Annotated in this window: 17 protein-coding genes; 11 read left to right on the top strand and 6 right to left on the bottom strand. The window is 54.2% G+C overall.

Annotation, left to right across the window (positions count from 1 at the left end; genetic code table 11):
- Window positions 1–97 precede the first annotated feature (97 nt).
- Window positions 98–562 carry an Lrp/AsnC family transcriptional regulator gene (locus tag THS27_RS20690; protein WP_085594037.1) on the top strand — a complete coding sequence of 155 codons (465 nt, stop codon included), beginning with the start codon at window positions 98–100 and terminating at the stop codon, window positions 560–562.
- A gap of 317 nt (window positions 563–879) precedes the next feature.
- On the opposite strand, the gene torA is transcribed toward THS27_RS20690, so the two are convergent.
- The 4 genes from torA to THS27_RS20665 form a co-directional block, all read right to left on the bottom strand.
- Window positions 880–3,366 (bottom strand): trimethylamine-N-oxide reductase TorA, encoded by a 2,487-nt coding sequence (torA, locus tag THS27_RS20680; RefSeq protein WP_085594078.1) that lies wholly within the window; start codon window positions 3,364–3,366, stop codon window positions 880–882.
- A gap of 20 nt (window positions 3,367–3,386) precedes the next feature.
- Window positions 3,387–4,049 carry a molecular chaperone gene (locus THS27_RS20675; protein WP_085594033.1) on the bottom strand — a complete coding sequence of 221 codons (663 nt, stop codon included), beginning with the start codon at window positions 4,047–4,049 and terminating at the stop codon, window positions 3,387–3,389.
- Window positions 4,046–5,581 (bottom strand): c-type cytochrome, encoded by a 1,536-nt coding sequence (locus THS27_RS20670; RefSeq protein WP_256376824.1) that lies wholly within the window; start codon window positions 5,579–5,581, stop codon window positions 4,046–4,048. The genes THS27_RS20675 and THS27_RS20670 overlap by 4 nt, the downstream gene beginning before the upstream one ends.
- 563 nt (window positions 5,582–6,144) lie before the next feature.
- Window positions 6,145–7,275, bottom strand: coding sequence for a Gfo/Idh/MocA family protein (locus THS27_RS20665; RefSeq protein ID WP_085594031.1), 1,131 nt, complete (start codon window positions 7,273–7,275; stop codon window positions 6,145–6,147).
- 101 nt (window positions 7,276–7,376) lie between these two features.
- Between THS27_RS20665 and THS27_RS20660 the strand changes: the two genes are divergently transcribed.
- The 10 genes from THS27_RS20660 to iolG all read left to right on the top strand — a co-directional run bounded on the left by THS27_RS20660 (window position 7,377) and on the right by iolG (window position 19,327).
- A complete protein-coding gene (locus THS27_RS20660) occupies window positions 7,377–8,201 on the top strand; it encodes a MurR/RpiR family transcriptional regulator (RefSeq protein WP_085594029.1) in 825 nt (274 codons plus the stop codon).
- Window positions 8,202–8,409: 208 nt separating this feature from the next.
- Window positions 8,410–9,360, top strand: a complete 951-nt coding sequence (locus THS27_RS20655; protein ID WP_085594076.1) for a sugar ABC transporter substrate-binding protein — start codon at window positions 8,410–8,412, stop codon at window positions 9,358–9,360.
- Between the two features lie 88 nt (window positions 9,361–9,448).
- Window positions 9,449–10,546 carry an ABC transporter permease gene (locus THS27_RS20650; protein WP_085594027.1) on the top strand — a complete coding sequence of 366 codons (1,098 nt, stop codon included), beginning with the start codon at window positions 9,449–9,451 and terminating at the stop codon, window positions 10,544–10,546.
- Window positions 10,546–11,325 (top strand): ATP-binding cassette domain-containing protein, encoded by a 780-nt coding sequence (locus THS27_RS20645; protein WP_085594025.1) that lies wholly within the window; start codon window positions 10,546–10,548, stop codon window positions 11,323–11,325. Before THS27_RS20650 ends, THS27_RS20645 begins: the two co-directional genes overlap by 1 nt.
- A complete protein-coding gene (iolC, locus tag THS27_RS20640; RefSeq protein WP_210402959.1) occupies window positions 11,322–13,235 on the top strand; it encodes a 5-dehydro-2-deoxygluconokinase in 1,914 nt (637 codons plus the stop codon). Before THS27_RS20645 ends, iolC begins: the two co-directional genes overlap by 4 nt.
- On the top strand, window positions 13,232–15,061 hold the full coding sequence (gene iolD / locus THS27_RS20635) for a 3D-(3,5/4)-trihydroxycyclohexane-1,2-dione acylhydrolase (decyclizing) (RefSeq protein ID WP_085594021.1): 1,830 nt from the start codon (window positions 13,232–13,234) through the stop codon (window positions 15,059–15,061). Before iolC ends, iolD begins: the two co-directional genes overlap by 4 nt.
- A gap of 6 nt (window positions 15,062–15,067) precedes the next feature.
- Window positions 15,068–15,973 (top strand): myo-inosose-2 dehydratase, encoded by a 906-nt coding sequence (gene iolE, locus THS27_RS20630; RefSeq protein WP_085594019.1) that lies wholly within the window; start codon window positions 15,068–15,070, stop codon window positions 15,971–15,973.
- Window positions 15,973–16,776 (top strand): 5-deoxy-glucuronate isomerase, encoded by an 804-nt coding sequence (gene iolB / locus THS27_RS20625; protein ID WP_085594017.1) that lies wholly within the window; start codon window positions 15,973–15,975, stop codon window positions 16,774–16,776. Before iolE ends, iolB begins: the two co-directional genes overlap by 1 nt.
- A 44-nt stretch (window positions 16,777–16,820) precedes the next feature.
- The gene (locus tag THS27_RS20620) at window positions 16,821–18,323 is read left to right on the top strand and encodes a CoA-acylating methylmalonate-semialdehyde dehydrogenase (RefSeq protein ID WP_085594015.1); all 1,503 of its coding nucleotides are present in this window, start codon (window positions 16,821–16,823) and stop codon (window positions 18,321–18,323) included.
- Between the two features lie 11 nt (window positions 18,324–18,334).
- Window positions 18,335–19,327 (top strand): inositol 2-dehydrogenase, encoded by a 993-nt coding sequence (gene iolG, locus THS27_RS20615; RefSeq protein ID WP_085594013.1) that lies wholly within the window; start codon window positions 18,335–18,337, stop codon window positions 19,325–19,327.
- An 81-nt stretch (window positions 19,328–19,408) separates the two neighbouring features.
- On the opposite strand, the gene THS27_RS20610 is transcribed toward iolG, so the two are convergent.
- Window positions 19,409–21,202 (bottom strand): ShlB/FhaC/HecB family hemolysin secretion/activation protein, encoded by a 1,794-nt coding sequence (locus tag THS27_RS20610; RefSeq protein WP_139835684.1) that lies wholly within the window; start codon window positions 21,200–21,202, stop codon window positions 19,409–19,411.
- A gap of 89 nt (window positions 21,203–21,291) precedes the next feature.
- The coding region (locus THS27_RS26930) for a hypothetical protein (RefSeq protein ID WP_168184958.1) at window positions 21,292–24,334 on the bottom strand (3,043 nt) is incomplete at its 5' end.

Here is a 24,334-nt window from a genome sequence, read left to right as displayed (position 1 = left end):
AATCTTGCACTTAAACCCGTGCAATGTGCTTGCATTTTTGGGCACTTCTGGCAAAATTTTGCACGAAATACGCATTAAAACCTAAAATGGCGCACACATGACGCATCTTGATAAAATGGACCTGAAGCTTCTGGCCGAACTACAAAAAGATGGCCGCCTGACCAATAACGAGCTTTCGGATCGCATCGCGCTGTCGCCCTCGCAATGTTCGCGCCGGCGGACAAGGCTGGAGGCCGAAGGCTTTATTTCCGGCTATCACGCCGCAATTGACCGACAGAAACTGGGGCTGGGCCTGATGGTGGTGATTTCGGTGACACTGGCCACCCATAACCGCGACAATGCCAAACGATTTGGCGAATTACTGGCCGATTTACCCGAAGTGCTGGAAGCCTATGCCCTGACCGGCGAGATGGATTATCACCTGAAAGTTGTCACCCGCGATTTGAATGACCTATCGCGTTTTGTGAATGATGTGCTGCTGCCCCATGATTCGGTTCAACACGTTAAAACATCAATTGTCCTGAATGTACTGAAAGATTTTGAAGGTTTGGCCGTGCAATGAATGTGCATAAAAACTTCAACGGGCAGCCATAGTGACCGCCCGTTGCACAATATTCCCAAGCTGGCCAAAAACACGCGACAAACAGACCGCCAATCAAAATCGGCCAGGCGCACAGGCCAAACTTCGCGGATGGAAGTTGCCATAGGAAGCGTTGTGCAGGCTGGTGATGATGGTTTTAAAACCTGCGCCGGGCCATCGGCAGTATTTTGATAAAACTGCAATTCGTTCATGCGTTCCTGATCAAAGCACAACCAAAAGCCCCGGGGTCTTTAAACTGACCCCGGGGCTTTTTCTGATTACGCTTTCACACAATACGATCAGGCGGCCGGAGCGTCAAACACCGTTACTTCGGGCGGAACACCCTCGAATTTCTCGACCTCGGCGTTACCCGTTTGACCACAGTTTGACTGAGCCAATTTCGATGTCGAGATACCCACGGTAAGATTGTTGACATCACCGTAGCTATCAAGGCTGCCCGGTGTACGCGGGTCAACCGGGTTGTACCATCCGCCTTCGTCAATGCGGATCACACCTGGCATAATGACATCTGTCACCACCAGACCGGCAAGGATTTGCCCTCGATCGTTGAAGACCCGGACCAAATCGCCATCCTTCAGGTTACGGGCCTTGGCATCTTCCGGGTTCATCCAGCAAGGTTCACGTCCCTGCACAGCATAACTTTCGCGCAGGGAAGTTCCGCAAAGCTGGGAGTGCAAACGCAAGACCGGATGAATTGCCGCAACATGCAAAGGATACTTCTGCGATGCCTTGCCTGGTCCGCCAAGACGCTCGACCGGCTCCATCCATGTCGGATGGGGCGGACAGTCATCATACTTCATTTTGGCAATATCGTGGGAATAGACCTCGATCTTGCCGGTTGCGGTGCCAAGCGCGTTGAGTAACGGATCCTTGCGATAATCCGCATAGCGAACGTAATTCTTGTTTGCGTCCGCCAGCGGGAATTCAAGCGCCTCGTTACTCTCCCAGAATACTTCAAAAACCGGCATTTCCATACCACGAGCACGGGATTCAATCTTGGCGGCCTCGTAGAAACCACGGATCCAGTCAATCGGCGTTTTGCCTTCGGTATAGGTATAGCCCTGGCCCATCTTCTGGGCGATGGCAGTAAAGATATCGTAATCCGACTTTGCCTCGAAAACCGGATCGACGACTTTTTTCATCGGCAAGATATGACTCATCGCATAATCACCGATAACCGAAATATCATCACGTTCGTAGGATGTGGTGGCAGGCAGGACAATATCCGCGTGACGTGCTGTTGCCGTCCACTGGAAGTCGTGAACGATGAACGTCTCGAGTTGCTGCCAGGCTCTGACCATCTCGTCGCGGTCCTGCTGATGCGAGAAAGGATTCCCACCAACCCAGTAAGCCAGCTTGATAAGCGGCAAGGTGACCTGGCCGCCATTGAAATCCATTGTCTTGCCCGGATTAAGCAACGTTTCGGCGAACCGCGAAACCGGGATCGAAGCAGCGCCACCACCGGCAAGCCAGGCAGGACCGCCACTTGGTGCAACCGCGCCGGGCGTATCCGAAATTGCTGGCAAAGACGGTGCCAGGTGCGTGGGTGCACCGCCCGAAGCATAGTGATAGCTCAGGCCGTAACCACCGCCAGGAAGGCCGATCTGGCCCAGCATGGAAGCCAGCGTAATCAGCATCCAGTGTACTTGCTCACCATGGTGCTGACGCTGGGTAGAATATCCCAGGGCCAGCATGGTGCGCTGTTTTGCAAAGCGACGGGCCAGATCCTTAAGGGTTTCCGGATCGACGCCGCAAATCTCCGAAGCCCATTCGGCCGTTTTGGGCTGTCCGTCATCCTTGCCCAGAAGGTAGGGCAGGAAAAGATCAAAACCGGAAGTATATTTGTCGAGGAACTTCTGATCATGCAGCCCTTCGCTATAAAGCGTATGGGCAATGCCCAGCATCATCGCCACGTCGGTTTGCGGCCGCGGTTTGATCCATTCCGATCCCAGCTTCTGCGCGGTTTCGGTGTATATCGGATCAATACAGATCGATTTGGTCCCTGCCCTTTTAAGTTGGTCGATGCCAGCAAAGGACCCGTGATCGGCAATGGCCCAGCAAATTTCAGAATTGCGTAACGGGTTGGATCCCCAGAACACCATAAGTTCGGTATTCTCGGCAACAACCGGCCAGGTTGTGCATTGCTCGTAAACTTCGATCGAGCCAACAACGTAAGGCAGGATAACCTGGGCGGCACCGGTTGAATAGTCACCGGACGAGTTGGTAAAGCCGCCATTAAGGTTCAACAAACGGCGCAAAAGCGTTTGGCAGTTGTGCATCTTGCCCGGGCTTTTCCAGCCATAGGAGCCGCCATAAACTGCAGTCGGCCCATATTTCTCTTTTACCCGGACGAGTTCGTTGGCAACAAGCTCAACCGCCTTCTCCCAGCTTACCCGCACGAAATCATCCGTACCGCGCCCGGCCGGATCGGCACCAGGACCGTTTTCCAACCATGCCCGACGCACCATCGGATATTTGATGCGTGACGGCGAATAAACCGAATCACGCACCCCGGCCAACTGGGGAGACGGGTATTTGTCGCCCTCCCACGGCGTTATGCTGGTAAACCGTCCATCCTCGACATGGCCGCGAAAGGCACCCCAATGGCTGCCTGTCAGTGTTGCCTTTTTCGGCTCGGCGGCAAAAGCGCCCCGGCCAAGCAAAGGTGTTCCGACAGCACTAAGCGCGCCCAAAGCAGCAGCACTTTGCATAAAGCGCCGACGCGATATCGACGGAAATGTTGACGATCCATTATTGCTGGACATAGATTTTTTCTGTTCCTTGCTCATAACGTCTCATCCCCTTGCGAGAAGTACAGTCGATCATCTGCCAGCCAGACAAGGAAGGCAGAAAGAATAATGGCCACAGCGCCATAAAAACCCTGTGGATCCGTTTTGCGAATTTTGGCAACAAGACCGGGCACCCAGTTTTGCAATCGCTGAACCAGGGCAGAAACAATGTCGCCCCGGCCTTGCCGAAGTGCCTCGGCAAGCGCACTCAGTTCGATCGAAAGATGGTCGGCTGGCTCGCAACAATCCGGCGCAACCCACATATCGATCTCGCGTAAAACTTCACGCATTCTGGTAACCGGTTCCTGAAACAACAGGCCGTTACCGACATGTCCGCTTTCATAAAGAACGATCATTTCAGGACCGGCGAGCCCTTCGAACATGCGCAGAAAACAACGCGATAACGTCAGCGCAGTTTCCGATGCCGGACCGGCCAAGGCGGTTTGCAACCTTGCACCGGCCTCCTCGCAGCCAAAAGCCGCGCAGAAAGCATCCAGAAGTTCCGACGCCGAACCGTTCTGAAAGGCGGCAATCGCCTCGGCATCAAGCGGCCCCATAAACAGCCCTGCCAGCCAATCGGCAAAAAAAGCAGTCGATTCACGATCAGGATGGGGCACGTGCATTAAAGTTTCGGTTTCACGGGCTACTGCGATACTCATTTCTCGCCCTCCCCGTCCGGGTTCACATCCTTCGAATGGTTCTGCAAATAGGCCAGGACAAGATGGTACTGGTCATCATTAAGAGACGTGAAACGCCGCATTGCGTTGATGGTCCCGACCCACTGATTAGCAAGATAGGCGCCTGTTTCGGGCTGGGTATGGCAGGCAGAACATGTTTTGTTGAACAATGCCGACGAGAAGTCCCACAATTTTTCGGTGTTCACGATGACGCCATCGGCCTTTGTCCACCCCGTCAACGAGGCCTGACCCCACGTCTGTCCGGTATTGGCAGAAATTTCCGTCTTGCCAGTCTCAAGGGCTGCGATTGCCGACTTATCGAGAACAGCCTCCAGGATCCGCTGCCCCTTTAGTGCATAGAGCACAGCCTTAACACCCTCGGGCTGCCAACCGGTGATTTTCACCTTGATCAGGTCGTCCTTGCGTTCAAGGATTTCCATTTCGGTGCCACCAATCAGCTTGCCTGCCGGTTCGGCATCCGCTTTGGTCACATCTGCCGGGTCAAGGAAAAGCGATTTGGTGTAAACCACATTCACGGTTTTTGCCTGCGCGATGTCTTCCGGAGAAGAAACAGGAAGGACTACCGGCTTGGCCTTCTGTTTGGGCAGCATGACCAGTTTAGATGTCCGGTTCGGTTCCGGCACGCCAGGGGCAGGATGATCAACTGCGGGCAAGGTCTTGAGATAGACCGCAATCGCGTAGCGATCAGCAGTAGAAAGCTGCGAGGTGTTTTCGATCACCTCGGCCATGTCGCCTGCTGCAATCTGGCCCACCGGGCTTACGCCACTTTTCAGGTAATTGGTGATTTCATTGGCAGTCCATGAACCGATGCCGGTTTCGGACGGCGTAATATTCGGATAATAGCCAACGCCCGAAACTTGCGGCCCGCCACTAAAGCGCATGTCCGAGGGGATATTGCCCGCAATGGTACGCGGCGAGTGACACTCGGCACAATGCCCGGCACCTTCTACCAGATAACGACCGCGCGCCAGAATATCTTCACTTTTCGACAGAATATCAACCGGCTTCATCGGGTCGTTATTGACGGGTGCGACTTCCAGCGGTTTTGGCTGGCCGTCAACAACTTGCTTGCCGTTGAGGAACGCCAGGCGCCAAACGCCAACGCCGCGACGCATATTGAAGGGAAATTTCAGGTCATGTGGCGGCACCTGGCTTTGTACGGGATCCAGGGTATTGAGATAGGCGAACAGGTCGCGCACATCATTGGCCGTCATATGCTGATAGGACGTATAAGGGAACGCCGGATAAAGGTTTTCACCATCTGGCATGATACTGTCCGGGCCAACACCCTCGCGCAATGCACGGGTAAATTCAGCCAGGGTCCAGTTCCCGATACCATCTTTCTTGTCGGGCGAGATATTTGGCATATAGAAAGTACCAAAATCAGTTGTGAGCGCGTGCCCACCCCCAAGATCAAGCGGGTCTTTCTTGCCTGGCGTCGCGTGACATGTCGAACAGTCCCCCGCAAGAAACATCTCGCGGCCATTCTCCAGGTTCGCCGGGCCCGCATCCGCAACATCAGGCGTCGGGTAAAATAGTGATCAGGTCCAGGGAGACGTAAGGACGACAAATCCAGCCACGCCCAAAATAGCAAGCGCGGCAAGCCAAATGGATAATTTCCAGGCAAGTCCAGACGATTTTCGAAACATATTAATCTTCCCCATCACCCATTGTTGCAATGCAAAACATTGGAATGATAACAATGAACAACTCATTGAAATAAATTGATGTTTTAAATCCTGCGCCGCACTATAAACCTAAATATCCCTATGCCAAGTAAGGTTATTTCGCCGCAAAGATGTAATTTTCTTCGCCCCCCTACCAAGGATTATGCGGATGAGATGGGGAAAGTACGCTTCCTTGACAAAAAGGCGCAAAAGGGGGCCTGACCGACCACAGGGGAGGAACCGGCAGGTTGAAATTCCATTTCTATTAAAATGGTCTCGCCAACCACCAGATCAAATCCACCCGGGTCGAACAGCCAACAAAAAGGGAAGAACGGGGAATTTATCTAACTTTCAGACATTCCGATGAAACGACTCGCTGATAAAATGGCTCAGTCAAAATCGGCCAGTTTTACGCGCCGATCTTCACGGGCGGAGGTTGCAACGGCATGAATAACCTTTTCAAATTCAAAGGCATCGTTGAAATTCGGATAGGCATCCTCGCCCTTGGCAAGGGCAGACAGGAACGTGGCACATTCGATGACCTTAAGGTCGTTAAAGCCCAACTGATGGCCCGGTGCGGGGCAGAAGTGACCATAAGGTGCATGATGGGGATTGGTCAGAATGGTTTTAAAGCCCTGCTCGGCCGGGTTGCCGGTATTTTGATAAAGCTGCAATTCATTCATGCGTTCCTGATCATAACAAATCATGCCTTCACTGCCGTGAACTTCCCATGCCAGACGGCTTTTGCGCCCCCAGGCCGACCGTGATGTTGATATACTGCCCTGCACCCCGCTTTCAAAGCGGATCAGCGCGGTTGCGGTATCTTCGTTTTCAACGCGGGCATGGCCGGAACCATCGGCCAGCGGGCGGGTTTCGTGCACGGTTTGCATATCGCCAATCAGGCTGTTGACCGGACCAAGCAAGCCATAGGTCATAGAAACCAGATGGCAGCCCATATCGCCCAAGGCCCCCAACCCGGCATCGGCAATGGTGCTGCGCCATGTCCAGGGAAGGTTGGGGTCGGCCTGATAATCTTCGTCTACCCAGCCACGAAAATGCACCACCCGGCCAATGGCCCCCGATTTTACCAGCCGACAGGCATGGGTAAAGGCCGGGTTATGGATGTAATTATAACCGACCATCGTTTTCACCCCGGCGCGGACAGCGGCATCGCGCATTGCGCGCGCCTGATCCAACGTTAAGGCCAGTGGCTTTTCGCAATAGACATGTTTGCCCGCCGCAATCGCGGCCAGCGCCATTTCATGATGCAGCATATTGGGCGTAGTAACGGAAATAACATCAATCGCCGGGTCGGTCAGCAAATCGCGCCAGTTATCGGTGGCACGCGCAAAGCCAAACTGGTCGGCCATTTTTTGCGCCTTATCAAGCGGCGTTTCGCATAAAACTTCCATCCGAATGTCGGGCACATCCCCCATAACGGCCTTTGCCGCCCCATAAGCCAGCGCATGGGCCTTGCCCATAAAACCGGTTCCAATCAGGCCCACGCCAATGCTGCTCATTTTCCTAGACTCCTCGCCCAAATAAAAATAGAATTTTTGTTCTATAATCTGGATGACCATGGAACATGTCATTCGTCAAGAAAAAACAAAAAAGGCACGACATGAGCGATCAAACCGCCCCCGTTTCGTTGGAAGAATTTAATCACCGCTTGCTCGATATTTCCGAATCGATACCCAAACGCCTGCGTCAATGTGCCGATTACATTGCCCAAAACACCGACCGCATTGCAGTTTCTACCGTTGCCGAACTCTCTGCTGCTGCGGGTGTGCAGCCATCAGCATTTATGCGGTTTTGCCAGTTAATGGGCTTTTCCGGCTTTAGCGACATGCAAAAAATGTTTCGCGAAACCTATGCCCTGAAATGGCCGGATTACGCTACACGGCTGGATAATTTAAAGGCATCGGGGGCCGATAGCCCATCGGCCTTGTTGGCCGAATTTGTCGAGGCCGGGCGGCTGTCGCTGGAAAATCTGGCATCCTCGATCAACCCGGAAACGCTGGAACAGGCGGTCGATTTGCTGGCCCATGCGCCCATGATCCACATCATCGGACTGCGCCGGGCCTTTCCAGTCGCGTCCTATTTGTCCTATGCGCTGGAAAAAATGGATATTCCCGCCGTTTTCCACGATGGCGTTGGCAAGCTGAACCACCGCCACACCATTCGTAAAGGCGACGTTCTCATCGCCATTACCTTTGCCCCCTATTCGCAGGAAACCGTGGAACTCGCACAATATGCCCGCGGACTCGGCAATGAAGTCATTGCCATAACCGACACCGTCACCAGCCCGCTTCAGAAATTGCGTGCGCTGACCTTGCACGTCACCGAGGTCGATGTCGGGGCGTTTCGCGCCCTTTCGGCCACGCTGTCGCTGGCTATTTCCCTTGCAGTTGCAATTGGGGCGCGACGTGACCAAACAGAAAAATAGAAAATTCTGTTGCATTTCATTTTTAATGGAATAAAAATTCCATCCGAAACATGAAGAGAAAGCAAAACGCTTTCCTTTTTTGCCAAGCGGTCCGCCGCAACAAGAAGCCGTAAAGCAAAATGCCGAGACAACGGCACAGAACCATCGCACCGATCCTACAACGGTGTTCCGACCAAAAGCCGATAGGGAGGCTAGGACCAAGATGAAAATGAAAAAGACACTGACCGCGATTGCCGCCGCAACCGTGGCATTTGCCGGGTTGGCCACATCTGCCACCAGTGCGCAGGCAGCGGGCGAAAATTTTGTTCTGATCAGCCATGCACCGGACTCAGATAGCTGGTGGAACGTGATCAAAAACGCCATCAAAATTGCCGGCGACCAGATGGACGTGAATGTTGAATACCGCAACCCGCCCACCGGCGACCTTGCCGACATGGCCCGCATTGTTCAACAGGCAGCGGCATCCAACCCCGATGGTATCATTGTTACCATCGCCGATTTTAACGTGCTCAAAGGCCCGGTCGAAGACGCCATCGCCAAAGGCATCCCGGTCATCACGATTAATTCCGGCACGATCGAACAATCGCACGAGCTTGGCGCGCTGATGCATGTCGGCCAGCCGGAATATGATGCCGGTTTTGGTGCAGGCAAGCGCATGGCGGCCAAAGGCGTTAAATCATTTGTTTGTGTGAACCATTACATCACCAACCCGGCATCGGTTGAACGTTGCCGTGGTTTTGCCGAAGCGATTGGCACCAAACTGGGCGACCAGATGATTGATACCGGCATGGACCCGTCGGAAGTGAAAAACAAGGTTTCGGCTTATCTTAATTCCCATCAGGACGTTGGCGCTGTTTTGGCACTTGGCCCAAATTCGGCTGAACCGACCCTTGATGCCCTGCGGGAACTGGGCATGAACGGTGCCATTCCGTTTGGCACGTTCGATCTTTCGGCCAAAATTGCCGATGGCATCAAAAAAGGCGATATCGACTTTGCAATTGACCAGCAGCCCTACCTACAAGGTTATCTGCCGGTTGTCATCCTGACCAACTATGTCCGTTATGGCGTCCTTCCGTCGGGCGACATCAATTCAGGCCCCGGTTTCATTACCAAAGACAATATTGGCCTGGTTGAAAAATATGCGGGCGAATATCGTTAAAACCTGAACCTTTTTCCTCCCGTCAGGGGGTGCGCAAACACCGCCGCCCCCTGGCAACTCTCCCTTCCCAAAATACAAGAGTAATGCCATGACGGACGAGCGATTAAAGCAAGTCTCAAGCCTTCGTCGTGCCATGATCCGGCCCGAACTGGGCGCGATTTGCGGTGCAATTCTGGTTTTTGTGTTCTTTTTGATGATTGCAGGCGACAGCGGCATGTTCGCGCCGGAAGGCATCAAAAACTGGACCGTGGTTTCGGCACAATTTGCCATCATTGCCGTAGGTGCCTGCCTGTTGATGATTGCAGGCGAATTTGACCTTTCCGTCGGCTCCATGATCGGTTTTTCCGGTGTGGTTATCGCCATTCTTTCCGTACATATGGGCTGGCCGGTATGGGCCGCCATCATTGCTGCCTTTGTTATTGCAATGGCAATTGGCGCATTAAACGGGTTTCTGGTGATCAAAACCGGCTTGCCCAGTTTTATCGTTACCCTGGCATTTTTATATATTCTGCGCGGCCTAACCATCTGGTTATCCATCACCACCACCCGCCAAACCATTATTGGCGGCGTAAAAGAAGCCGCCGTGGGCGACCCGCTAGCCTTTTTGTTTGGTGGCGTGATTTTCAAGGATTTGTTCCAGTGGTTCGGCGATATGGGCTGGGTTGGCACCTTTACCCGTGGCACACGGGCCGGACAGCCGATTGTTGAAGGCATTCCGATGCTGGTCGTCTGGGCGATTGTGCTGGTCATTTTTGGGCATTTCCTGCTGACCCGCACACGTTTTGGCAACTGGATTTTCGCCGCCGGCGGCGATGCCAAGGCAGCCCGTTATGTGGGCGTGCCGGTCGATCGGGTAAAAATCCTGATGTTCATGTTCACCGCCTTTTGCGCCACTGTTTTTGCCACCTGCCAGGTCATGGAATTTGGCTCGGCCGCAGCGGACCGTGGCTTGCTTAAGGAATTTGAAGCCATCATTTGCGTGGTTATCGGCGGTGCCCTTTTGACCGGTGGATATGGCTCTGTCATCGGGGCGGCGTTAGGAGCCCTGATATTTGGTGTTGTGCAACAGGGGCTGTTTTTTGCCGGGGCCGAAAGTTCGTTGTTCCGGGTATTCCTGGGCACAATCCTGATTTTGGCTGTGATTATGAACACCTATATCCGCCGCATGATTACAGGAGAACGGTGATGGCAACACCCTTGATGGAAATGGACAACATCAAAAAGAATTTTGGCCCCGTGATTGCACTGGGTGGCGTGTCCTTCGATATTTATGCCGGTGAATGCCACTGCCTGCTCGGCGATAATGGTGCCGGGAAATCGACCTTCATTAAAACCATGTCGGGCGTGCATAAACCAACCGGCGGCGTGATGCGCGTCAATGGCAAGGAAGTCAGCTTTGCCACCCCGCGCGATGCCATGACCGCCGGGATTGCGACGGTGTATCAGGATCTGGCGATGATTCCGCTGATGTCGGTTACCCGCAATTTCTGGATGGGACGCGAACCGCGCAAGGGGTTTGGTCCGTTTAAATGGATCGATTTTAAAACAGCAAACCGCATCACATTTGAAGAAATGGCCCGCATGGGCATTAATCTGCGCGAAGCAGATCAGGCCGTTGGCACCCTTTCGGGGGGCGAACGCCAAAGTGTTGCTATTGCCCGTGCTGTTCATTTTGGGGCCAAAGTGTTGATTTTGGACGAACCAACATCGGCCCTTGGCGTGCGGCAAACATCAAACGTTCTGGCCACCATTGACCGCGTGCGCAAGGCCGGCATTGGCGTGGTGTTTATCACCCACAATGTGCGCCATGCCATGGCCGTGGGCGACCGGTTTACCGTGCTTAATCGCGGGCAAACCCACGGCACCGCCATGCGCGGCGACATCAAACCTGAAGAATTGCAGGATTTGATGGCAGGCGGGCAGGAACTGGCCGAACTTGAAGGATCGCTGGGAGGAACCATTTGATGACCCTGGATGTCATTACCATCGGCCGATCATCGGTCGACCTGTATGGAGCGCAAATTGGCGGCCGCCTGGAGGACATGGCATCCTTCAACAAATATATTGGTGGATCGCCCACCAATATGGCGTGTGGCACCGCCCGGCTCGGCCTTAAATCGGGCCTGATTACCCGGGTTGGCGACGAACATATGGGCCGTTTCATTCGCGAACAGCTGATTGCCGAAGGGGTTGATGTGCAAGGGGTTATTACCGACCCCGAACGCCTGACGGCCCTTGTCTTATTGGGCATTCGCGACCAGGAACAGTTTCCGTTGATATTTTACCGCGAAAACTGTGCCGACATGGCCCTGTGCGAAGACGATATTGACCCGGACTATATTGCCAGCAGCCGCTGTGTAACCGTTACCGGCACACATTTATCACATCCGCGCACGCGCGCTGCGGTGTTAAAGGCCCTGGCACTGGCCCGGGCCAATGGGGCGAAAACCGCCCTTGATATTGACTATCGCCCTAATCTTTGGGGGCTTTCGGGGCATGGCGACGGGGAAAACCGTTTTATTGCCTCGGCCAAGGTCACCAGCGAATTGCAGGCCACCCTGGGCCTGTTTGATTTGATCGTCGGCACCGAGGAAGAATTTCACATTGCTGGCGGCACCACCGATACGCTGGCGGCGTTACGTGCTGTTCGTGCCCTTTCAACGGCTACGCTGGTGTGCAAACGCGGCCCTATGGGGGCATCGGCCTTTGACGGTGCGATTGGCGACAGCCTGGATGATGGCATTTCCGGCCCCGGCTTCCCGGTGGAGGTTTTTAACGTATTGGGGGCGGGCGACGGCTTTATGTCGGGCCTATTAAAAGGCTGGCTCACCGGGGAAGACTGGGAAACCAGCCTTAAATATGCCAACGCCTGCGGCGCCTTTGCCGTTTCACGCCACGGCTGCACCCCGGCCTATCCCAGTTGGGAGGAATTACAGTTTTTCTTTAAACGCGGCATGAAAACCCCGGCGCTGCGCCATGATGCGGAACTTGAACAGGTGCATTGGGCCACCAACCGCATCGGCGACTGGCCGGAAATGCGCGTTTTCGCCTTTGACCACCGCATGCAACTGGAAGATATGGCCGATGAACTGGGCGTATCGCCCGATAAAATTGGCCCGTTTAAAAAGCTGTGCTTAAAGGCGGTTGAACAGGTCGCCGACGGCAAGCCGGGCTATGGCCTGTTATGCGATGGCCGTTTGGGGCGCGATGCGCTTTATGCCGCAGCGGGCAAAGGGCTTTGGATTGGTCGCCCGGTCGAGGTGCCCGGTTCCCGGCCGCTTCAGCTGGAAATCGGCCCGGATCTGGGCAGCAAGCTGGCCGAATGGCCGGTGGAAAATGTCATCAAGGTTTTGTGTTTTTATCATCCCGATGATGATGACGCGATGAAGGCCCAACAGGAAGAAACCATTTTGCGCCTTTTTGATGCCGGACGGGCCAATCGCCTGGAATTTTTGCTGGAGATCATTCCCTCAAAGGTTGCGCCATGCGATGATCAGACCACGGCAAAGATCATTCAGCGGTTCTATGACATTGGCGTTTACCCCGACTGGTGGAAACTGGAACCGATGAAAAGCGATGCCGCATGGCGCCATGCCTGCGACACGATTGCACAGAATGATCCCTATTGCCGGGGTGTGGTGGTTCTGGGCCTGGAAGCCCCCAGCGAGGAACTCGCCGCCAGCTTTGAAGCGGCAGCCCGCCACGAACTGGTGCGCGGTTTTGCCGTGGGACGGACGATTTTTGCCGGAACAGCCCGTGAATGGCTGACCGGGACGATTGATGATCAAACGGCCATTGCACAAATGGCCGACAAATACCGTGCCCTGTGCCAGTCATGGGACCAGGCACGAAAAAATAGCGGAGGAACGGCGTGAACACCATTCGTTTGACTGCCGCCCAGGCAATGGTGCGGTATTTAAGTGTGCAATATAACGCCGATAACGTGCCGTTTTTCGGCGGTTGCTGGGCCATTTTCGGCCATGGCAATGTTGCTGGCATTGGCGAAGCTCTGTATGGTATTGGCGATGCCCTGCCAACATGGCGCGCCCATAATGAACAGGGCATGGCCCATGCAGCCATTGCCTATGCAAAAGCATCAAACCGCAAACGGGCGATGGCCGTCACCACATCCATTGGCCCCGGTGCCACCAATATGATAACGGCAGCGGCGCTGGCCCATGTCAACCGCCTGCCGGTTTTGCTGATCCCGGGTGATGTCTTTGCCAACCGTGCGCCGGACCCGGTTTTACAGCAGATCGAGGATTTTGGCGATGCCACGATCAGCGCCAATGACTGCTTTAAACCCGTCAGCCGTTATTTTGACCGCATTTCACGGCCCGAACATTTATTAACCGCCCTGCCGCGCGCCATGGCGACCCTGACCGACCCGGCCGATTGCGGCCCGGTCACCCTGGCCTTTTGCCAGGATGTGCAGGCCGAGGCCTATGATTGGCCGGAAAGCTTTTTTGCCCCCAAAACCTGGAAACCGCGCCGCCCGCGCCCGGACCAGGACGAACTAGATACTGCCGTTGTCGCCCTTAAACAGGCAAAAAACCCGGTGATTATTGCCGGTGGCGGCGTGCATTATGCCGATGCCTGCGTTACCCTGCGCGACTTTGCCCATAAACACGGCATTGGCGTTGGTGAAACCCAGGCTGGCAAATCGGCCCTGCCGTGGGATGACGCGCTGAATTTGGGCTCCATTGGTGTCACCGGGGCCAGCAGTGCCAATACGGTTGCCGAAAATGCCGACCTGATCATCGCGGTTGGCACGCGCTTGCAGGATTTCACCACCGGTAGCTGGGCGCTGTTCAAACACCCGAACCGCCGTATTTTGGGCATTAACGTTGCTGCCTTTGATGGCACCAAACACAATGCCCTGCCGTTGATTGGCGATGCCAAGGTCATTTTGGAAGAACTTTCCAGTGCGTTAGGCGACCATAGCTTTGAACGCCCAGATCATGCGCTTAAAAATGAATGGATTGCCGCCGTTGATGCGGTAACAGCCACCCCCACCGGCAATGCCCTGCCCACCGATGCGCAAGTCATTGGTGCCGTTCAGCGCAGCCTGGACGAAGACGGCATTCTGGTTTGTGCCGCCGGCGGCCTACCCGGCGAGTTGCACAAACTATGGAAAACGGCCAAACCCAATGGCTACCATGTTGAATATGGCTATAGCTGCATGGGCTATGAAATTGCTGGCGGCGTAGGTGTTAAAATGGCCCGTCCCGATCAGGAGGTTGTCGTGATGGTTGGCGATGGCTCCTATATGATGATGAATTCCGAACTGGCGACCAGTGTGATGCTGGGCCACAAGATCATCACGGTCATTCTCGATAATCGCGGTTTTGGCTGCATCAACCGCCTGCAAATGGCAACTGGCGGGGAAAGCTTTAACAACCTGCTTGATACCGCCCGCCATGTTGAACCTTCATCGATTGATTTTACCGCCCATGCGGCATCAATGGGCGCAATTGCCGAAAAGGTTTCCTCCATTACCGAATTGGAAGAAGCAATGGTCCGCGCCCGTGCGGCCGATAAATCCTATGCCATCATCATTGATACCGACCCCCTGCCTTCGACCGAGGCCGGTGGTCATTGGTGGGACGTTGCCATACCCGAAGTTTCGGTGCGACCCAGTGTGAATGAAGCCCACGAAAATTACCAAAACGCGCTGAAAAACCAGCGCCCCGGAGATTAAGTTCCCATGATTCTTTATGGCACCAACCCGATTGCCTGGTCCAACGATGACGACCAAACCCTTGGCGCGGATATTTCGCTTGAAACCTGCCTGAGCCAGGCAGGCGAAATCGGCTTTGACGGCATTGAAAAAGGCCACAAAATGCCGACCGACCCGGCTGCCCTGAAAGCAGCCCTTGAGCCAAACGGCCTTAAATTCGTTTCCGGCTGGCATTCGCTCAACCTTTTGACCCATTCGGTCGAAGACGAAAAGAAGGCCATTCAGCCACATCTCGATTTGTTAAAGGCCATGGGCTGCAAGGTGTGCATTGTGTGCGAAACATCCAATGCCATTCACGGCAATGACAACATGCCCCTTGCCAACAGCCCGGTTTTGCCTGCCGACCAATGGGCAAAATTTGGGGCCGATGTGGAAGCCATTGCCCAATATTGCGCCGATCAGGGCATTACGCTGGTCTATCATCATCATATGGGCACCATCGTTGAAAGTGCCGACGAAATTGATGCCCTGATGGCCCATACCGGCCCGGCCACGCATTTGTTGCTTGATACCGGGCATGCCTTGTTTGGCGGTGCCAACCCCGCAGAAGTCGCGCACAAATATATGGATCGCGTTGGGCATATTCACTGCAAAAATGTGCGCCCGGTCATTCGTCAGCAGGTGGAAGGCGAAAAACTCAGCTTCCTGGAAGGGGTGCGGCGCGGCGTGTTTACCGTTCCCGGTGACGGAGAAGGCGAAGTTGCCTTTGAACCGGTGTTAAAAATTGCTGGCGAACATGGCTATAGCGGCTGGCTGGTGATTGAAGCCGAACAGGACCCTGCCGTTCGCAACCCGCTTGAATATCAAACCCTTGGCCTTAAATCGCTGCGTGCGATGGCCAAAGAAACCGGACTGGATAAAGGAGACGCCTGATGGCCGACCTTCTACGCAAACCCACCGGCACCCACGGCAAGGTGCACGACATTACTGCACAATCAGCCAATTGGGGCTATGTCGGTTTTGGGCTTTATCACCTCGAACCGGGCGAAACCGCCAGTGAACCTACCGGCGACCGTGAAGTTATTTTGGTACTGGTGGAGGGCAAGGCCGAGATCTCGGTTGATGACCAGAATTTTGGCGAACTTGGCGACCGCATGAGTGTGTTTGAACGCAAATCACCCCACTGCGTTTATGCCCCCAATGAAGCGAACTGGACGGCACAGGCCACCACCAAATGCACCCTTGCGGTTTGCACGGCACCGGGCAAAGGCAATTACCCCACCCGTGTTATTCGCGACGTGCAAATGGTGGAACGCGGCAAAGGTAGCAACACCCGCTATATCCATCCGATTGCGATGGAGGAATCCGATGTGGCCGACAGCCTGCTGGTGACCGAGGTTTTCACCCCGCAAGGCAACTGGTCGTCCTATCCGCCGCACCGCCATGACGAGGATAATTACCCCGAGATGACTTATCTTGAGGAAACCTATTATCACCGTTTGAACCCCGAACAGGGTTTTGGTTTTCAACGTGTTTTCACCGAAGACGGTGAACTTGACGAAACCATGGCCGTGCAAAGCGGGGACGTGGTGCTGGTGCCCAAGGGGCATCATCCGTGCGGATCGCCTTATGGCTATGAAATGTATTACCTCAATGTCATGGCCGGGCCGATGCGCAAATGGCGGTTCCAGAACCACCCCGATCACGACTGGATTTTCCAGCGCGACAGCAAATAAGCTGGCGCGAATGAATGAACGCCCCGAATCAAAGGATTTTACCCATGACCGAAATCGCCCATTACATTAATGGCGCACATGTTGCTGGCACATCGGGCCGGTCGCAGGATGTATTTAACCCCGCCACCGGGGATGTTGAGAAAACCGTTGCCCTGGCATCAACTGCCGAAATTGACCAGGCCGTTGCCGCCGCCAAAGCCGCATGGCGCGATTGGTCCAAAACGCCGCCGCTGCGCCGCGCCCGTATTTTGGACCGGTTCAAAACCATTTTGTGGGAACGCGCCGATAAGATGGCAGAAGCCATTAGTGCCGAACATGGCAAAACCCACGACGATGCCCTGGGTGAAGTGACCCGTGGATTGGAAGTGGTGGAATTTGCCACCGGTGCCCCGCACCTGCTCAAAGGCGAATTTACCGAAAATGTTGGCACCGGCGTTGATAGCCATTCTGTCCGTCAGGCATTGGGTGTTGTTGCCGGGATTACCCCGTTTAACTTCCCCGCCATGGTGCCCATGTGGATGTTCCCTGTCGCGCTTGCATGCGGCAATACTTTCATCCTTAAACCGTCCGAACGCGATCCGTCTGCATCCCTTCTGATGGCGGACTGGCTGACCGAAGCAGGCCTGCCCGACGGCGTTTTCAACGTTATTCAGGGTGACAAGGAAGCGGTTGATGCCCTTTTGAACAACCCGGATGTCAAGGCTATCAGCTTTGTCGGCTCCACGCCGATTGCCAAATATATTTACACAACCGGCACAGCGAATGGCAAACGTGTGCAGGCATTGGGCGGGGCAAAGAACCATATGGTGATTATGCCCGATGCAGACCTTGATATGGCGGTGAATGCCCTGATGGGCGCGGCCTATGGTTCGGCCGGGGAACGGTGCATGGCGATTTCGGTGGCGGTGCCCGTGACCGATGCCGTTGCCGATGCGCTGGTCGAAAAACTGGTGCCGAAAATCAACGCCCTTAAAATTGGCCCGGCGGCAGATAAATCATCCGATATGGGGCCGCTGGTCACCAAACAGCACCTTGAAAAAGTGCGCGGATATATTGATTCGGCTGAAACCGAAGGGGCCAAAATTGTTGTCGATGGTCGCACCTTCCGCCAGGACAAGCAAGGTTATGAAAACGGCTATTATATTGGTGGCACCTTGTTTGATCACGTCACCCCGGAAATGAAAATCTACCGCGAGGAAATTTTTGGCCCGGCATTGTCCATCGTCCGTCGCCCCGATTACCAGGCGGCCGTTGATTTGATCCACAGCCATGAATACGCCAATGGCACAGCAGTTTTCACCCGCGATGGTGACGTTGCCCGTGCCTTTAGCCAGGATATCGAGGTTGGCATGGTCGGCATTAACGTGCCAATTCCGGTGCCAATGGCGTTCCATTCCTTTGGCGGCTGGAAATCATCAATCTTTGGCGATCACCACATGCATGGCATGGAAGGCGTTCGTTTCTTTACCCGCCTTAAAACCACCACCACCCGGTGGCCAACCGGCCAGCGGACCGACCCTGAATTCACCATGCCGACCCTTGGTTAAGGAAAATAGCCATGCTTAATATCGGACTGCTGGGTGCCGGACGTATCGGCATCACCCATGCCAAAGCAGTGCTGGGCGTGCCCAATGCAAAAATCGCTGCGGTTTATGACCCCGTGGACGCAGCGGCGGATGCTGCCATCGCGCTAACCGGGGCCAAACGCGCCTCGGTCGAAGAAATTATGAACGATACCAGCATTGGTGCCGTCATTATTGCCACCCCGACCGACCTTCATGCCGATCAGATCGAACTGGCGGCCAGGGCTGGCAAGGCGATTTTCTGCGAAAAACCGGTGGACCTTTCAGCCGAGCGCGTAAGGGCCTGCCTGAAAGTGGTTGAAGAAACCGGTGCCAAACTGATGGTTGGTTTCAACCGCCGCTTTGACCCCAGCTTTGCCCGCGTCCATGCTGAAATTCGTGCGGGTAATGTTGGTGATGTTGAACTGGTACAAATCACCTCACGCGACCCGGGTGCCCCGCCGGTTGATTATATCAAACGGTCCGGCGGCCTGTTTCGCGACATGATGATTCACGACTTTGATATGGCGCGTTTTCTGCTCGGCGAAGAGGTGACCGAGGTTTTTGCCACCGGCGCCGTTTTGACCGACCCGGCAATCAAGGAAACCGGTGATGTCGATACAGCAACCGCAACCCTGCGTACTGCCAGCGGCAAAATGGCCGTGATTACCAATTCACGCCGGGCGACCTATGGCTATGACCAACGGGTCGAGGTTCATGGTTCCAAGGGCATGGTGCAGGCCGAAAACCACCGGGCAACATCGGTAACGATTGCCAATGGCGACGGTTATACCACCGAACCACTGCTGGACTTTTTCATGCAGCGTTATGCCGATGCGTACCGGTTTGAACTGACCACGTTTTGCAACATGCTCAGTGGCGAAAATGTCGCCTTCCCAAGCGGGCATGACGGCCTGAAAGCCCTTGAGCTGGCCGATGCCGCCGTTCAGTCCCTTAAAACTGGGTCGGCTGTAAAACCTGGCGCGTGAATAATCGTGACCCTGACATAATAAAGCCCGGCAGGTGACATCCTGCCGGGCTTTTATAATTCTGAACGTCTTTAACTGCGCCTAAAAGTTCATCCGCAGGCTGATCAGAAAACTGGGTTTACGGGCTTCTTCATTATTGGTGTTGTAATCCAGATCCTGGAAAAACGCGGCATCAAGCGAACCAATACCGACAAAATTATTTACCCGCACACCAATACCTGCCGCGCTGGTGAAATCTTCGCGACGATAACGGTCATTTTGTGAACCATCGCGATAACGAAAAGCACCGGCATGATCAAAAAACACATAAACACTGGCCTGGGTGTTTTCAGGTTGCCCCTTCCAGAACGCAGTAGGGAAATTGAAATTGTAATGCAGTTCGGTATCGATGAAATAACCGTCGTCACCGGAGAACGCACCGGGTTCATAGCCCCGCATGGTGCCAACGCCGCCGACCGAAAACTGTTCTGCTGGCGGCAACACACGGTCTTTTGTCATTTGTCCGCCCGCCGTGACCTGTGCCGTAAACGGCCCGCCAAGTTGCTGATAGGCAAAGGCATTGGCAGTGTATTTGCTGGTTACGCGATATTCTGTTGCAGCCTGACGAATATGGGAAAACATCCGGTGTCCGCGTAAACCGAACGAATAAAAGCCGGTATCGCCCAGATAGTTAAAATCAACCCCGATTGAATGACGATTAATCCATGTTTCGGTTAATGCCGCCCCGAATGTAGTATAGGAAATATTGCCATTATAGCTGTAATCGACATTCATCAACCAGTGCGGCGATAAAATGAACGGCTGTTTTAACGAGGCCGTAATCAACTGCGTTTGGCCATAAACATCGGGATCGGCCGGGTCATCGGCAAAGGGACCATCGATGATATGGATACGCGTTTGCGTATACCCCACCGACAGGCGCGTATCATATGAATTAACCGGCAATTCATATGAGGTAAACACCGACCGCGACCCGCGAGACTCCGTTACACCCACGGTTAACGGGTCATCTATGCCAAACAGGCTGTTGGCACGGGCATAGCCCCCGCTCCGACGATGCCCTGTCGATAGCGCACCATAATTGTCAATAAACAGGGAATAGGCCATGCGGTCCGGCTCTTTTGCCGTAACGACAATATCGGTCTGGCCAAAATTCTCGCCCGGTTCCAGCCTGGCGGTCAGCTTTGTCTGATGCAGCCGATTAAAACGGCTTAATGCCTTTTCCAAAACATCCAGACTAACAAGATCACCTTCCTGAATATGAAGGCTGCTGGCGATATAATCTTCAAGCATATAGTCATTCTGCTCGACGCGCAGACGGCCTACCCGCCCCTCAACCAGAATGACACGGACTTCACCACCTGCAATTTTCTGTGGCGGGATATAGGCCCGCGCCGTGACAAAACCTTTTTCGTGATAAAGCTCGTTAAACTCGGCCAGCATGTCATACAGGTCCGCCAGATAAAGCGAACGACCAACATATTTTTCCAAAACATCACGAATGGTCTGATCGTCGAGGATTTCGGACCGGTTGATGTCAAACCGCTGAACCGTAAATTTTGCCCCCGCACCCGCCTTTGGCGGGGTAAAATCCGGGCTGCCATCAACGATTTCAGGCAGCTCAAAACCATTGAATTCGTTGATCTGTTTTTGACGCTGTTCCTGACGGATGACATTTTCCAGCGGATTGCTTTGTTGATCACTTTGAACACTGTTGGGCGCCTGCTGGGCGTGTGCGGCCAACGGTGCCAGCACACAAATCCCACTCATCCCCCCGGCCATCAACACAGCCTTCATGGCGTAAACCATCGGGCGCAACGACCCTTTTCCGGTCAAACCGGAAACACCCGGTATGGTACGGCTAGAAATTGCCAAAATGTCGTCCCCCAAAGACAGCGCCCCGGCGCTGTTTATGCACGTATCGTCAATTTTCGAAGTGACGGCCGCACCGCCACTTCGTTCTTTTACTGGTCCTGTTCGTCCGACCTGTTCACAGTACCGGCATCCCCATTTGATCCCGGCTGCCCGGCAGCGTTACCTGCGCTGGTTCCCGCCGTGCTGCCCGTTGGCGTAGAAGGATTAACAGGTACAGATGGCGTATTGGCAGATGGCGTCGTCCCTGAACCGGTCGACGATACAGGCGTTACCGGTGTTAAATTACCAACCGAAATGCTCGGCTGGAAGGCTGCATTCCGGAAACCGTTACCGTTGGTCGCCCCATTGCCCTGACCCGTAACAACCGCACCACCAGCGCCCCCAGTTGGACGGCCAAGTGCAACCATGCTTCCCGTTCCCACCGTTACACTTGCCGGTGCCACCTGTGTGGTTGTGCTCGGTTGAATACCGGCTGTCTGGTTACCCGTTATCGGGCGTGGTGTTTCGGTGGGTGTGGTCGCGGTAATACGGCCAATGCGGTCTTCGGGGTCGTCAATTACGATCGGACCATGGAAAATCGTGTCATCCATGGTGACGATACGGGTATCAACCGGCAGGTTGAAATCGGTATCATCGAACGACAGTTCGTTGAAATAGGTATTATTGTCAAACAGTTGCAACTGATATCCCAGACGGATTTTCTGGGTCACGTTATCCATTAGCATTTTGGCAAATGGCAGTGACATGATCATGTCACCGGTAATCTGCCCCGTCACGATACGGGTTTGGACAGACTGAACATCAAACACTGCCTTGTTGGTCCGCAACAGATCAAACTGGATCTTTTTGGGCGCGCTGATATTTGCATTTACCGTCTGTGCAAGGCTGCCATTCAGGCCCGTCACCTTCATCAGCAACTGCGCGCTATTGACGTAGTTTTCCAGCCTGGTCAGGGAAATATGCTGGGCTTCCATGACCGTGCTTTCACCAACACTGCCTTTTTCAATATCAAGGCGTCCGTCACTTCCTTCCACATACAAATCAGCATTGCGCGAGGTCAGGCTTTCAATCTGAATATCCTGCCCGCTGGCCCGCATATCGATTTTTTCGGGTGCCGAAACCGTGCCGATATCGCTGCTGCCATTGCGAATGGCAAGGGCAATTTCAGCATTGTCATTGCTACCACCCTTTGCCGTTCCGGCAACAATACGATCCGCACTCAGATCACCGCTGGTTTCCGCCATATAAATGCCGTCACGGGCTTGCAGGGTGGTGTAACGGCGCTTGGTGGCAAACTGGTCACGGGTAACGGCGATTTCACTGCCATCCTGTGCCGTGGTCTGCACCTCGAAACGATCCGATGCAGAGGTGCCAATGGTGCCGCCTTCCGCAATCATCGCAATCGTATCGCCCTTCAGCACGGCAGTTGAAAGCTGGACCGACCCGCTGCCATGATCGACAAAGGCGTTCGATTCAACAATCGAGTTCCCCGCGACAATATCAATATGGTTGGTCGCGCTAATTTCACCCAGCGAGATCGTGCCGGCAACCGACCGCAGCGAAATCCCGATCATGCGGGTGACACCATCATAGGATGTACCGCTCGTGCCCGCCCCGGTCCGCAGGGTGGCTATACGCATATCCTGTGCTGCGCTCAGCGACAAACGACCATCACCGCCATCAATTTCCGAACCATCATTCTGCACGATCTTGCCAGTGGTCGCGGTAATATCAATGCTGCCTGATGCTTCGGAAATCACATCGGATTCCGAATTATTCAGGGTCACATCCTTATTGGCCAGTAATGTAATCGACCCATCCCTGGTGCGAATGAAGTCATTCGCCAGAATGGACCCGTTATCGGCCGTAACAGTAATATCAGCAGTATTGGTACGAACCTGATCAAGGGTAATGTCGTTCCCTGCTTTCAGGATGACATCGCCAGTTCCAGCATCGATCGTGCTTTCATCTTCCTGATACAGATCACCCGCCGAGGCAGTGATGCTCACATCCCCCGAACCAGTCGAGGTCACATCAGCTTCACCATTAAACAGCGTCACATTCTGTGCGGCTGTAATGCTGATATTGGCATTACTGGTCGTGATGAAGTCTTTTGCAGTAACCGAACCATTCTGCGCCGTAATAACGATATCCGCACCGCTTGTCTTGACCTGATCAAGCGTCAGGCTGTCGCCAGCGGTCAAGGTTACCTTGTCGCTGCCACCGTCGATGGTCGAGCCGTCGGCTTGCGTGATATCGCCTTTGGTTGCAATGATGGTAACAGCACCAGTACCCGACGAGGTAACGTCAGACAGGCCATTGGAGAAGGACACATCATTGTCGCCGGTGATCTCAATCGTCGCATCCGACGTTTTGATGAAGTCATTGGCAACAACGTCCCCGCCCTGTGCCGTAATGACAATGGCAGAGGTCGTCGTCTGAACCTGATCGAGCGTAATTTTCTTGCCCGCCGTCAGGGTAACTTTACCTGTACCACCATCAATGGTGCTGTCGTTCTCCTGATAGAGATCGCCTGCCGTTGCGGTGATGGTCACATCGCCGGAACCGGTCGAGGTCACATCAGCTTCACCATTAAACAGAGTCACATTCTGTGCGGCTGTAATGTCGATATTGGCATTGCTGGTGGCAATGAAGTCTTTCGCAGTAACCGAGCCATTTTGAGCGGTAATTGCGATATCCGCACCGGTGGTTTTCACCTGATCCAGTGTCTGGCTGTCACCCGCGGTCAAGGTTACCTTATCGCTGCCACCATCGATGGTCGAACCATCCGCTTGCGTGATTGAGCCTTTGGTTGCAATGATGGTAATCGCACCGGTACCCGACGAGGTAACGTCAGACAGGCCATTGCTGAAAGACACATCATTGTCGCCGGTGATCTCAATCGTCGCATCCGACGTTTTGATGAAGTCATTGGCAACAACGTCACCACCCTGTGCCGTAATGGCGATGGCTGAAGTCGTCGTCTGAACCTGATCAAGCGTAATTTTCTTGCCCGCCGTCAGGGTAACTTTGCCCGTACCGCCGTCAATCGTGCTGTCGTTTTCCTGATACAGATCACCCGCGGTGGCGGTAATCGCCACATCCCCCGAGCCGGTCGAGGTCACATCAGCT

Source organism: Thalassospira sp. MCCC 1A01428 (assembly GCF_002115825.1).
Taxonomy (GTDB): domain Bacteria; phylum Pseudomonadota; class Alphaproteobacteria; order Rhodospirillales; family Thalassospiraceae; genus Thalassospira.
The sequence above is the reverse complement of the archived record's forward strand: the minus strand, read 5'-3'. Positions and strand labels throughout refer to the sequence as shown.

What these genes read in the sequence shown, in the direction of transcription:
- THS27_RS20690 (WP_085594037.1), top strand. Translation starts at nt 98, where the DNA reads ATGACGCATCTTGATAAAATGGACCTGAAGCTTCTGGCCGAACTACAA.
- torA (WP_085594078.1), bottom strand. Translation starts at nt 3,366, where the DNA reads ATGTCCAGCAATAATGGATCGTCAACATTTCCGTCGATATCGCGTCGG.
- THS27_RS20675 (WP_085594033.1), bottom strand. Translation starts at nt 4,049, where the DNA reads ATGAGTATCGCAGTAGCCCGTGAAACCGAAACTTTAATGCACGTGCCC.
- THS27_RS20665 (WP_085594031.1), bottom strand. Translation starts at nt 7,275, where the DNA reads ATGAGCAGCATTGGCGTGGGCCTGATTGGAACCGGTTTTATGGGCAAG.
- THS27_RS20660 (WP_085594029.1), top strand. Translation starts at nt 7,377, where the DNA reads ATGAGCGATCAAACCGCCCCCGTTTCGTTGGAAGAATTTAATCACCGC.
- THS27_RS20655 (WP_085594076.1), top strand. Translation starts at nt 8,410, where the DNA reads ATGAAAAAGACACTGACCGCGATTGCCGCCGCAACCGTGGCATTTGCC.
- THS27_RS20650 (WP_085594027.1), top strand. Translation starts at nt 9,449, where the DNA reads ATGACGGACGAGCGATTAAAGCAAGTCTCAAGCCTTCGTCGTGCCATG.
- THS27_RS20645 (WP_085594025.1), top strand. Translation starts at nt 10,546, where the DNA reads ATGGCAACACCCTTGATGGAAATGGACAACATCAAAAAGAATTTTGGC.
- iolE (WP_085594019.1), top strand. Translation starts at nt 15,068, where the DNA reads ATGATTCTTTATGGCACCAACCCGATTGCCTGGTCCAACGATGACGAC.
- iolB (WP_085594017.1), top strand. Translation starts at nt 15,973, where the DNA reads ATGGCCGACCTTCTACGCAAACCCACCGGCACCCACGGCAAGGTGCAC.
- THS27_RS20620 (WP_085594015.1), top strand. Translation starts at nt 16,821, where the DNA reads ATGACCGAAATCGCCCATTACATTAATGGCGCACATGTTGCTGGCACA.
- iolG (WP_085594013.1), top strand. Translation starts at nt 18,335, where the DNA reads ATGCTTAATATCGGACTGCTGGGTGCCGGACGTATCGGCATCACCCAT.